The sequence below is a fragment of the Dokdonella sp. genome (assembly GCF_049593775.1).
Taxonomy (GTDB): domain Bacteria; phylum Pseudomonadota; class Gammaproteobacteria; order Xanthomonadales; family Rhodanobacteraceae; genus Dokdonella.
Genome location: NZ_JBAWHJ010000228.1, coordinates 1 through 11,615, shown reverse-complemented (window position 1 = coordinate 11,615; position 11,615 = coordinate 1). Strand labels below are relative to the sequence as shown.

The following is an 11,615-nucleotide window of genomic DNA, read 5'->3' as shown; positions in this document are numbered from 1 at the left end:
GCGTCAACGTCACCGATCGCGGCTTCATACCGGTCGACAAGCAGATGCGCACCAATGTGCCGCATATCTTCGCCATCGGCGATCTGGTCGGTCAGCCAATGCTCGCGCACAAGGCCACGCACGAGGGCAAGGTGGCGGCCGAAGTCGCCGCCGGAGAGAAGAGCGAATTCGTCGCACGCGTGATTCCCTCGGTCGCCTATACCGATCCTGAAATCGCCTGGGTTGGACTCACCGAAACCGAGGCGAAGAAGCAAGGCATCGCCTATGGCGTGGGCAAGTTTCCGCACGCGGCATCGGGCCGCGCGATCGGTATCGGTCGCACCGAAGGCTTTACCAAGCTGCTCTTTGACGAAGCCAGCCATCGCGTCATCGGCGCCGGCATCGTTGCACCGAACGCGGGTGACCTGATTGCCGAAGTCGGACTCGCCATCGAGATGGGCTGCGAAGCCGCCGATATCGGACTGACCATCCATCCGCATCCGACCCTGAGCGAATCGGTTGGCATGGCCGCCGAGGTTTACGAAGGCACGATCACGGATTTGTATATCCCGAAGAGGAAGTAGGACTCAGCTCGCAGTTGTGCGCATAGCGGTCGGGAAGTGCCCGCTGTCATTTGCACTTGATGAACGACCATTAATGTGCGAACATATTTGTGCGATTAGGCCCGGAGAGAACACGAGCGAAGACACTTTGTATGTCTAAGCCGAACTTTACGGAATAGATTTTTGGCAAAAGCCCTGTGGTCAATTTAGGAGTGTCTCAAATGAAGCGAAATAGATGGCTACACTTGGATACTCAAATTAGGACTAAACATCCCGATGAATTACCTGCAGTTTTTGCGAAAACTCCGTGCCTACGCTCGAGTGAACGGGTTGAAGTTTGAAGCGGTTAAGAACCGAGGAAAGGGTGGACACCAAATGGTCCATCTAGGTGATCGCAAGACGACTATTCCGGCCCCAAACAAGGAAGCAAAACGAGGGACGCTTCACGCCATTCTTCGTCAGCTTGGAGTCGGCGACGATTTTGAGATTTAGCACGTGATCAAGCACGATATTTCGTTGATCGGGGTTTGATCAGGAGCACTTGAATATGAATTACCGTTTTCCCGTCACGTTGACGCGGGACGCGGACGGTGGCTTCACTGTGACGTTTCCGGATTTTCCGGAAGGCATTACACAAGGAGACACGGAAGAAGAGTGCCTCGCGGAGGCGCGCGATTGCCTTGATGAAGTGCTGGCAAGTCGCGTGAATTCGCAAGAACCAATTCCGCTGCCGTCCCGTATTGGCAAATTCGCTATCGAACCTTCGGCGCAGTTGGCAGCGAAGGTCGCTCTTTACGAGGCGTTTCAAGAGTCCGGGTTCACTCGGTCGGCCTTGGCGCGTAGCTTGGAGATCGCAGAGACAGAAGTTCGGAGAATGCTCGATCCGCACCACCCGACAAAACTCCCTAGGATTGAAGGGGCGCTCTCTGCGTTAGGCAAGAAGATTCGAATTGAAGTGGTGAACGCCTAGATTGGAGATTGGCAGTGAAAAGGAGGAACCATTGCAGGCGATTCCGCCGATTCATGTCACGCACAGCCGCCGCAATCGCTGCAATTAGGGTCTCCTGATCTAAGCTTCAGGTTCCGCGGTCATTTCTTCCAGCATCTTTTCCAGATCCTCGATCGTCTTCTCGAGCGCATCGTGGAATTCGCCTTGCTTGTTCATCAGCGCTTCGATCTTTTCGGTCTGCTTGAGCGCCTTGAGTTCGCCTTCGAACAGGATCCATGACGCCGTCAGGTGTTCGACGTTGGTCTTGGAGTAGTGGCGCATTTCCTTGAGCTGGGCGAGCGTGTCCGAAAGGTGGTCTGCCGATGTCTTGGTCGATTCGTCCGACATGTGCGATTCCTCCTCGGTAGCGTGGTGGCTTGCCACGAACCGGATCAGTATCCATGAGCAATGCTGAACCCCCAGTTTTCGCGGAAAATCAGGCCTCCGCAGGGCCTGTCGATCACTCGACTCCGGGAAATACATTGAACGCACGTGTATTCTTCGGCAGCGGCCACGCAGGCCTGCAGCATTGTCATCACCTTCCAGGGAGAACTTCCATGAGCCATTCGCTTTTCAAATCCTTGTCATTCGCCGTCGTGCTCGGCGCCTCGGGACTCTTCGCCAGTCAGGCTTTTGCTGCTGAAGATCTCGTCGAAACCACCCGCCAGGGTTGCCAGACCGACATTGATTCTTTCTGCAAGGATGTAACGCCGGGCGAAGGGCGCGTGCTGGCCTGCCTGGGCGCGCACGAGGACAAGCTGTCAGCGCGCTGCACCTACTCGCTGTTCGATGCCAATGCGCAGCTTGAGCGTTTCGCCGCAGCGATGGCCTACGTGGGTGTCGAGTGCAAGGCGGATCTGCAGAAGCACTGCGCCGGCATGGAGATCGGTGACGGCAAGCTGGCCAAGTGCCTGCAAGCGAACAAGGCAACACTCGCTCCGGCCTGCAGCCAGGCGATGAAGGACACCGAGCTTCACGTCGACTGATCGCTTCCGCCAGTCAGACCCGCCCGCATCATGCGGGTGGGTTCGGCTTGCGAGTCCCTTCTAGCGGACCTGCCAGTTCCAGCGCAGGCCCAGCATCACGTTTCGGCCTGGCCCCGGCTCGTAGTAGCGCCCATTGCCATCGTTGACGATGACCGAGCCCACGTAGCGGGTGTCGAACACATTGCCGACATCCAGAAAAGCACGCAGGTTTCCCGAACGCATACGCCAGCCATAGCCAGCGCCGACATCCAGCAATGAATAGCCCGGTGCAGACTCACTGCCGATGTCGTTGACGACCGTGCTGCCGATGCTTTGCATGCTGGCTTCGAAGCGCCACCCGATGTCACCGCCATGGACCACTGCGAGACGCAGCATTGATTCGGGAATGCCAGGAATACGTGCACCGGCCGCGACCGGTACCGACGGCTCCAGACACGGCACGCCGCTGCAGACGAGGAACCCGGATCGAAAACGTGCATCAATGGCCGTGAAGGCAAGGTCGAGCGACCACCGATTGCCCAGCTCAGCCTGGATGAAGGCTTCGATGCCGCGGCGTCGTGATTGCCCTACGTTGCGATAGGTAGAGCGCCCACTGGCATTGGTTGCCACCGCGATTTCGTCTTCACTATCGGAGCGGAATGCGACAATCCCGCCGTTGATCACGTCGTTCCAGCGCTGTTTCATGCCGAGTTCAAAATTGCGGGATCGCGCCGGTTCCAGTCCGAGATTGAGTCCCGATCCGCCGTCATCGCGATAGCCCAGCTCGGCGAATGTCGGCGTTTCGAAACCCTCTCCCCAGCTCGCATAGAAGCGCAGCTCTGTCGACGGCTTCATCATCACGCCCAGCACCGGCGTGGTGGCGGAATAGTCACGCTTGCCACTGTCATCGGGGTTGAGTTCATTGATGTAGTCGTCGACTGCGCGAAAGCTGATTTCGCTGTGGCGCAGGCCGGCCTCGAAAGACCAGAACGGTGTCGGTGACCAGGTGGCCTGCGCAAACTGATCGAAGTTCCGGACCTGATTTGTTTCGTTGCGACGCAGGGCGCCACGAACGCCCAGCTGGTCACCCGAGAAGTTTTCGTAGCCGCGCCGCCGCTGATCCTGGCCATCAAGGCTGGTGCCGATGGTCAGTGATGTCGTGCCGCCCTGCCAGGACCAGCGTAGGTCAGTCCCGGCATAGTCACCATCGAGATCAATCACGCCACCGGCGCGAAGCGGGTCGGCCTGCACAAAGACCGGAATCGCCAGGAACTGTTCGACTTCGCGATGGCCGCCGTACACCATCACGCGCAGGGTCTGGCTTGTGCCAATCGCGCGTTCCCAGTGCAAGCCCAGCTGTTCCTGTCCGACCTTCTTTCGCGTATTGAACTGAAGTGCAGCGGCGCTCGCCTGTTCGGGGTTCCGTTCAAACTGCTCGCGGTCCAGGCCGAGCGGATCCTGCGCGTAGGGAATCGAGACTGCGTTGGCGATGATGGTCAGAGTGTCGTGCACTCCGGGGTTTGAGGTGAGCTTGGCGTTGAAGATGTCGCGTTGCGCAGCGCTGTGTGCTCGATATCCATCCGTCTGCAATCTTCCGAGATCGATGTTGGTGCCAACCGGACCCATGCCGCCAAGCAGGTTGGCACCGATCGTTGCGGTGCCGAAGCTGCCAGCCATGGCACGGCTGCGAATTTGCAACCGACCTTCGCCACTCGCGCTGTGCACGGCGATCACGCCGCCGGATGAGTTGCCGTATAGCGCCGAGAACGGGCCGCGCAGCACGGTGATGCGGTCCGCGGCGGCGAAGTCCAGATGAGAGATTTGACCGGATCCATCAGGCATGGTGGCCGGAATACCGTCGGCATACAGTCGGACACCGCGTACGCCAAACGTGGATCGCGCACCGAATCCCCGGATCGAGACCTGTTCGTCCTGGGCCAGGTTGCCGCGATTGCGCACGCTCACGCCCGGCACGAGGGCGAGAAATTCCGAAAGTGCCACGCCCGGCGAATCCTGGTTCGCGCTATCGAGCTCTACCACTGTCAGTGCCGCTGGCGTGTCGAAGGCTGTGTCGCCAGGTGCATCAGCATTCACGCTGATCGCCGGCAACACTCCTTGCGCCAGGATTACGGTCGGCAATAACAGGCCCGCGACCAGCACAAACACGATAGCCGGCCGAATCCGTTGCGCGCGAATGCCATGTCGGCATTCGGTGTCCGTTCGGATTGGATCTGATCGAATCATGGCGAATTCTGAACTGCGGCAACCGGCGTGCAGATCAGGCTGGCGCAGCCGGTTCCACGGGATCCGATTCTTCCGGGGCAGCGTCGAGCTTGCTTGGGCCATCGGCCTTCAGGTGCATCGCCATGATCTCCCAGCCACTGCGCGCGGCCGGCTCGTCGCTGGACGTGAAGGGCAACAGGCGCTTCCTGGGATCAATGGCGAACAGCGGAATGGCCAGGCCCTCGCTGCGCTCGATCAGGTGGGCCAGGGTGTAGTTGTCCCTGAGTTTGCTGGTCTTGATGACGGCGCCGCTTTCGAGTGCCTTCTCAAGGGTGACGTCGTCGATTCGGTCGTCGAACAGCCACGGCATCTTGAGGCTGCCGCTGAGGGTCATCTGGGCCTTGTCGCGATCTTCGCTGGTGCGCAAGGCGAACACGCCATCGGTACCGAGTTCGGAGCGGTAGTGCAGGCAGGCCAGCGTGTTCTGTGCGGGTCGGTTGCTCATGGCCAGCAGGCGGGCTACGCCACTCAAGTCCAGATGGTGATCTGCATGATCAGAAACGATGCTGCCGAAATAGGTCTTCAGGCCGCCCATGCGCGCCCGCTTGAGCGCATCCCAGTTGCTGTCGGCAAGGGTCACGTCAAATCCGGCCTTTTTCAGCGACTCGCCGATCGCGACTGGAACCGTGCCCGAGCCGAGGATGATCACACCGAGCGGCTGTTGTTCGGCAAGTCCCCACGACAGGGCGAGGCGTCGTGCGGTGAAGCTCTGGATCAGGACACTGGCGATGATGATGCTGAAGATGGCTGGTACCAGAAGGTCGCCACCGGGTATCTGTTCCGCCTCGAGTCGCAAGGCAAACAAAGAGGCAATTGCGGCCGCGACAATGCCGCGAGGTCCGATCCAGGCGATCAGGCCGCGCTCGCGCATTGACAGCTTGGAACCCGTGGCACTCGCAAACACGGCCATTGGCCGGGCCACGAAGAACACCGCAAAAAGAAACAGGGGAAAGCCCCAGCCCAGGGTCTGGAAGCTGCTCAGGTCCAGCCGCGCGGCGAGGATGATGAATAGCAGCGAGACCAGCAATACGGTGAGGCTCTCCTTGAAGTTGAGCACATCCTCCATGTCCAGATCGCGCGTGTTCGCCAGGATCACGCCCATCACGGTAACTGCGAGGAGTCCTGCTTCGTGCGCAATCATGTTGCTGGCCGTGAAGGCGCAAAACAGCACGGCCAGGGTGACCACGTTGCGCAGGTACCACGGCACCAGGTGACGCTTGAGCAAGCCGCCAAGCAGCAGTGCGGCGACTACACCGATGACGCTGCCGGATACGACCAGCTTGCCTAGCACCCAGCCAATTTCGGTGTTGTTTACCTTGAGCGCGAATTCAAGTGCGATGACAGCGAGGATTGCCCCGATCGGATCGATGATGATGCCTTCCCAGCGCAGCACCTTGTCGATCACCGGGGTGGGGCGGATTGCACGCAGCATCGGTACGACTACGGTCGGTCCGGTGACGCTTGCGATGGTTCCGATCAGCAGGGCTATGCCGATCGGCGCACGCAGGAAGTACAGGGCACTCGCGGTCAGCACGAAGATATTGATCGCCGCGCCCAGACTGACCAGATTCAGGATTGGACCTTTCAGTCCATGGATTTCGCGGAAGCGCAGAGTCAGGGCGCCTTCGAAAAGAATGATCGCGACGGATAGCGAGGCGAACGGGAACAGCAGGTCGCCGAACACGGCATCCGGATCAAGAAGATGAAAGACGGGGCCGACCAGGATGCCCACGGCCAGCAACAGGACAATGGCCGGAAGGCGCAGGCGCCAGGCAATCCATTGGGCCAGCACGCCGAGCACGACGATGCCGGTCAGGGTTAGTGGAATGGGAATGTTCTCGATCATCGCTGTGTGATTTCGTGCCGCAGGGCAAGCGATGATGATACCGAGTTGCGCTTTGCATCGGTGGATGGCGTGGACTGCTGCGAAAAGCTCGCCCGCACCCCGAATCCGCCAGAAGACAACGCAGGCGCGCGGGTCCATGCGGGCTGGCCGGCGGCATGGGCAAAAAAACGTCTTGGCGGACTATTCCGGCTCGCCGTTCTCGCTCTTGCGTTCGCGCCTGCGCGATTCGGTCAACGCATCGTCAAGTGCGTCGTTTCCGGACAACTCCTTTCGTTCATCATCACTGAGGTCTTCGCCGGAAGAGGATTTTCGCCGCTTCTGCTTCTGGCTGCGCCACAGCTCCCTGGCGTCTTCGTCCCGGGTGTTGAACAGGCTGCGAACGTGCAGGTCGCGTTGCGGGAACGGGATCTCGATTCCAAACTTGGCAAGGGCGTCGTCCAGGGCCCAGGTGTAGGCCGCATGGACCGCGCCGGGTCGGTTGACCGCGTCTGCGGTAAGCCAGACAACCAGCTCGAAGTCGAGGCTGCTGTCGCCAAAATTGACCAGCCAGACCTGCGAGCGTCGTGGACCTTCACTGGCGAACGTGAACGGCACGGACGCTGCGGCATGCAGCGCGGCCTTCTTCACGAGTTCCTTGTCGGTGCCGTAGGCAACACCAAACCGGACCTTGATGCGACGCGCGGTGTCACGCAGAGTCCAGTTGGTCACGCGGCCGTTCACGAACTCGGAATTGGGCACGAGGATGTCGATGTTGTCGTTGGTGGTTACGCGCGTGGCTCGAATACTGATATCGGTGATTTCACCGGTAACACCCGACTCAAGTTCGACGAAATCACCGATCTTGAGGCTGCGTTCGAACAACAGGATCAGGCCCGAGAAGAAATTGTTGACGATTCCCTGCAGGCCGAAGCCGATGCCCACCCCGAGGGCGCTGGCGAAAAATGCGATCTTGGTCAGGTCCAGCCCGATGGCTGACAGGGCGAGACTGATGCCGATGGCGATCAGCAGGTAGTGCAGCACCCGTCCAGCGGCATAGAGTGCCGGCCGGCTGACTTCCGGGCGGCTGTGGCCGTAGCGCTCGAGTGCCCTGCGCAGCCACTTCGAGGTAAACCAGGCACCCAGGAGAATCGCAAGAAACTGCAGGATGCCGCCCGGGGTGATGGCCACGTCACCCAACTTGAACAGCGAAACGCCCAGAAGGTGGTTTGCGCCCGCGAGCAATTCCTGCGCCGCACCCTCCGGTGCACTTGCTGCGATGTCTGCTTCTGGCGCCGGTTCCGTCGGAGCCGTGCTTGCGGGTGTCGGATCGAGCAATTGCGCGATTGCACAGGTCGGCATTGCCACCATTGCAGCAAAAGCAAGAAAGAATCCAAGCAGACCAGCGCTGATGCGCATGGGTCTGGGACAGGGCACCCCGAGCAAGCCATTCATGCCACTAGCCTACTCCTTTGAGCCGGCCGCACCATGGCGCAGATTCAGGTTTCAGCCGTCTTTGGCGACAAAGTCCATGGAGGCGGAATTCAGGCAGAAGCGCAGTCCTGTCGGCTTCGGGCCGTCAGGGAAAACATGGCCGAGATGACTGTCGCAACGCGCACAGCGGATCTCGACCCGAACCATGCCATGACTGACGTCACGGATCTCGCGCACATGTTGCGGATCGAAGGGGGCGAAAAAACTCGGCCAGCCAGAGCCCGATTCAAACTTGCTGTCGGAGTTGAACAGCGGCAGCGCGCAAAGCTTGCAGTCATAGTGACCATCTTGCTTGTTGTCCAGCAGCCCGCCGCAGAACGGATGTTCGGTGCCGTGGTCGAGCAGGATGCGGCGCTCTTCGGCGCTGAGCTTTCCGGCCAGGCGTTCGCGCTCCGCCGCGTCGATGGGTGTGATGTCGAATCCGGTCGCCGAGACGCTCATGTGCCTGACCCTTTCAGCTTGTCGGCGAATTGCTTGCGCAGTTTGGCGACCTTGGGTGCCGCGACCGCTGCGATATAACCCTGCTCGGGATGCAGTTCGGCGTAATTGTGGTGATACGCCTCTGCTTCATGGAATGTCTCAAGTGGCACGACTTCGGTGACGATCGGAGAATTGAATACGCCAGCGGCGTCGAGCTGGCGGATATAGGCCTCGGCAACCTCCTTCTGTGCCTGGTCGAGATGGAATATCGCCGATCGGTACTGGCGCCCGCGATCCTCGCCCTGTCGGTCCTTCTGGGTCGGATCATGAGCGACCGCGAAATAGATCTTGAGCAGCTGGCCGAAACTCGTGCGCGTCGGATCAAACCGGATCGAAACCACTTCGGCATGATTGGTGGTGCCCGTGCAGACAGCCTTGTAGTCCGCGTTGTGCGAACCATCGCCGCTGTAGCCGGAAGTCACCGATACGACGCCATCGATCTCCTTGAATACGGCTTCGACGCACCAGAAACAGCCGCCAGCAAGAACAGCCTGCTGATCGCCGCTTGCAGAGGCCGGATCGATATCGCGTTCGGGATTGGGGAAGTCACCGCGCGCAATGGCAAGGTTGGCGCCGGGTATCTCACAGACGAGGTTCATGGGCATTCCTTGGAGGAAGACCCACCCTAATGCGCCCGCTGCGATCGTTTTTCAAGCGTTGCGGCATGGCTCCCCCGTGTTGACGGGCGCAGGGGCCGCAGTACAAGACCGGGTGGGTTGTCCCCTCATTCCAATGCTCGCTACAGTAGTGCGTCAGCGCCGGCCTTGCCGCGACTCACGACCACTTATCCTGGAGCATGCATCATGAAATCCCGAGCTGCCGTTGCATGGGACGCGGGCAAGCCGCTGTCGATCGAACAGGTTGACCTGGAGGGGCCGAAATCAGGGGAAGTCCTGGTCCGGATCGTCGCCACCGGCGTCTGCCATACCGATGCGTTCACCTTGTCGGGGGCCGATCCCGAAGGCATGTTCCCGGTCATCCTGGGCCATGAGGGGGGCGGTGTCGTCGAGGAAGTTGGCACCGGTGTGACTTCTCTGAAGCCTGGCGACCACGTGATTCCGTTGTATACGCCCGAATGTGGCGCCTGCAAATTCTGCCTATCCGGCAAGACCAACCTGTGCCAGGCAATTCGCACGACCCAGGGCAAGGGCCTGATGCCGGATGGCACGAGCCGGTTTTCGATGAATGGCAAGCCAATCCTGCACTACATGGGCTGCAGCACTTTTTCCGAGTACACCGTACTTCCCGAAATTGCCCTGGCCAAAATCAACAAGGCGGCGCCGCTGGACAAGGTCTGCCTGCTCGGTTGCGGCATCACCACGGGCATCGGTGCCGTACTCAATACGGCGAAGGTGGAAGCCGGTGCCAGCGTGGCGGTCTTTGGTCTTGGCGGCATCGGCATGTCGGTACTCCAGGGTGCGGTCATGGCCAAGGCCGGGCGCATCATTGCGATCGATACCAATCCGGCCAAGGCTGAAATGGCCAAGGCACTCGGCGCCACCGATTTCGTCAATCCCAAGGACTATCCAGACACACCGATCCAGCAAGTCATCGTCGACCTGACCGATGGTGGCGTCGATTACTCGTTCGAGTGCATCGGCAACGTCAACGTCATGCGCGCGGCACTGGAGTGCTGCCACAAGGGCTGGGGAGAATCGATCATCATTGGCGTGGCGGGCGCAGGACAGGAAATCTCGACGCGCCCGTTCCAGCTGGTTACCGGGCGGGTCTGGCGCGGCTCGGCATTCGGTGGGGTCAAGGGACGTAGCCAGCTACCGGGCTACGTGGACCAGTATCTTGCCGGTGAGCTGAAGATCGACGAGTTCGTGACCGAGGTGATGCCGCTTGAGGATATCAACCGGGCTTTCGACCTCATGCACGACGGCAAGGTGATTCGTTCGGTGATTCGTTACTGATTCCCGCTTCAGGCCGCCAAGGCGGTCAGGGGATTTCGAAACCCGGCACGTCCTTCGAGAGCAGGCCTTCCACGACCTCGTAGTGGCGCACCAGTGGCTCCATCTCCAGCAGGTACTGGTCGTCTTCCGGGTAATAGACCGAGTGGTCGGGATTCTCTCCGGCGAACTCGCGGACGGCATCCATGGAATCCCACAGCGAGACCAGCATGATTTCGCTGTGTTCACCCTGGATGCGCTTGAGCACCTTGACGCCACGACAGCCGGCGACGCTGGCATAGGCACGCAAGCCGGTTTCACGCAGGTAGTCGAGGTAGGCGTCAGCCTTTTCCGCCGGGGTGATGCCACGCCAGATGCGAGCGATCATGGTCGATCTCCGACTTGCAGGGGCGGGGATGATCGCATATCGGTGGTTGCCTCGCGAAAGCCCGGCGGGCTGTCAGCCAGGGCTATCGGGGCATGAAACACGCGCTCAGCCGGGTTCGAGCCCGATTCCCGTTTAATGCATGAAAAGTCGAGCCAACGAGAGGTCCAGCGTGCCCTTTGCGCGTATTCATCAATAGGCCGGGCTAAACTGCGGGCGTCGACCGACTGCAATCCTGGGAGAGCGCGAGATGTGGGCAGAATCAGGAAACATCCTGCTGGGTATCGTCTGTTTGCTGCTGGGCACGGATTCCCTGGCCAATGGCATTTCGGGCTCGCTGGTTCGGCGGCACATCCAGGCCTACCCGGCCGCGCTGGCCGCGGCCGCTGGCGCTGCCTTGCTACCCATCGTGGCGCTATCGGTGACGGCCGCGATCCTGTCCCAACCTGAACTGGCTCTCGGCGGCATCGTTGGCGGCGCGATTGCCCAGCTCGGGCTGCTGCTGGGCCTGGCTGCCCTTGCCGCGCCACTGCTCGCACGTCTGAAGGTGCTCAACTGGATCAATCCGATCCTGCTCGGCGCGATCGCCCTTGTCTGGGGGCTTGGTTTCGATCAGGTCTATTCCGCTTTCGATGGCTGGATCCTGATCGCGGCCGGCATCGTCGCGATCATTTTGATTGCACGCAGCGCAGCCAGTGAGCGCGTAGCGGCTGCAGCCCTGTTCGCGCATGCACCACGCGAGTTTGGCATGCCCGTCCTGTTCA

General features: G+C 60.4%; 12 protein-coding genes and 1 pseudogene. 6 read left to right on the top strand and 7 right to left on the bottom strand.

What is annotated here, in order from left to right; translation table 11 throughout:
- From WBP53_RS08210 to WBP53_RS08200, 3 genes are all read left to right on the top strand, one after another.
- Positions 1–563: FAD-dependent oxidoreductase (locus WBP53_RS08210; protein ID WP_423927768.1), on the top strand; the 563-nt coding region annotated here is incomplete at its 5' end.
- A gap of 255 nt (positions 564–818) precedes the next feature.
- On the top strand, positions 819–1,034 hold the full coding sequence (locus WBP53_RS08205) for a type II toxin-antitoxin system HicA family toxin (RefSeq protein WP_423927766.1): 216 nt from the start codon (positions 819–821) through the stop codon (positions 1,032–1,034).
- A gap of 55 nt (positions 1,035–1,089) precedes the next feature.
- Positions 1,090–1,512, top strand: a complete 423-nt coding sequence (locus WBP53_RS08200; RefSeq protein WP_423927770.1) for a type II toxin-antitoxin system HicB family antitoxin — start codon at positions 1,090–1,092, stop codon at positions 1,510–1,512.
- 99 nt (positions 1,513–1,611) lie between these two features.
- Here WBP53_RS08200 and WBP53_RS08195 read toward each other — a convergent pair whose 3' ends face one another.
- Positions 1,612–1,878 (bottom strand): hypothetical protein, encoded by a 267-nt coding sequence (locus WBP53_RS08195; protein ID WP_423927764.1) that lies wholly within the window; start codon positions 1,876–1,878, stop codon positions 1,612–1,614.
- 209 nt (positions 1,879–2,087) lie between these two features.
- Here WBP53_RS08195 and WBP53_RS08190 point away from each other — a divergent pair, with 209 nt between their 5' ends.
- Positions 2,088–2,516 carry a cysteine rich repeat-containing protein gene (locus WBP53_RS08190; protein ID WP_423927762.1) on the top strand — a complete coding sequence of 143 codons (429 nt, stop codon included), beginning with the start codon at positions 2,088–2,090 and terminating at the stop codon, positions 2,514–2,516.
- Between the two features lie 60 nt (positions 2,517–2,576).
- On the opposite strand, the gene WBP53_RS08185 is transcribed toward WBP53_RS08190, so the two are convergent.
- The 5 genes from WBP53_RS08185 to msrA form a co-directional block, all read right to left on the bottom strand.
- Positions 2,577–4,739: a TonB-dependent receptor family protein gene (locus WBP53_RS08185; protein ID WP_423927760.1), complete on the bottom strand. Its 2,163-nt coding sequence runs from the start codon at positions 4,737–4,739 to the stop codon at positions 2,577–2,579.
- Positions 4,740–4,773: 34 nt separating this feature from the next.
- Positions 4,774–6,624 (bottom strand): cation:proton antiporter, encoded by a 1,851-nt coding sequence (locus WBP53_RS08180; RefSeq protein ID WP_423927758.1) that lies wholly within the window; start codon positions 6,622–6,624, stop codon positions 4,774–4,776.
- A gap of 180 nt (positions 6,625–6,804) precedes the next feature.
- A complete protein-coding gene (locus WBP53_RS08175; RefSeq protein WP_423927756.1) occupies positions 6,805–8,019 on the bottom strand; it encodes a mechanosensitive ion channel family protein in 1,215 nt (404 codons plus the stop codon).
- 87 nt (positions 8,020–8,106) lie between these two features.
- Positions 8,107–8,535: a peptide-methionine (R)-S-oxide reductase MsrB gene (gene msrB / locus WBP53_RS08170; protein ID WP_423927754.1), complete on the bottom strand. Its 429-nt coding sequence runs from the start codon at positions 8,533–8,535 to the stop codon at positions 8,107–8,109.
- Positions 8,532–9,173, bottom strand: a complete 642-nt coding sequence (gene msrA / locus WBP53_RS08165; RefSeq protein ID WP_423927752.1) for a peptide-methionine (S)-S-oxide reductase MsrA — start codon at positions 9,171–9,173, stop codon at positions 8,532–8,534. Before msrA ends, msrB begins: the two co-directional genes overlap by 4 nt.
- Positions 9,174–9,377: 204 nt before the next feature.
- On the opposite strand from msrA, the gene WBP53_RS08160 reads away from it, so the two are divergent.
- Positions 9,378–10,490 (top strand): S-(hydroxymethyl)glutathione dehydrogenase/class III alcohol dehydrogenase, encoded by a 1,113-nt coding sequence (locus WBP53_RS08160; protein ID WP_423927750.1) that lies wholly within the window; start codon positions 9,378–9,380, stop codon positions 10,488–10,490.
- A gap of 25 nt (positions 10,491–10,515) precedes the next feature.
- On the opposite strand, the gene WBP53_RS08155 is transcribed toward WBP53_RS08160, so the two are convergent.
- Positions 10,516–10,854 carry an antibiotic biosynthesis monooxygenase gene (locus WBP53_RS08155; RefSeq protein ID WP_423927748.1) on the bottom strand — a complete coding sequence of 113 codons (339 nt, stop codon included), beginning with the start codon at positions 10,852–10,854 and terminating at the stop codon, positions 10,516–10,518.
- A 247-nt stretch (positions 10,855–11,101) separates the two neighbouring features.
- Here WBP53_RS08155 and WBP53_RS08150 point away from each other — a divergent pair.
- Positions 11,102–11,615 (top strand): annotated as a pseudogene (locus tag WBP53_RS08150) (hypothetical protein); the annotation flags it as partial.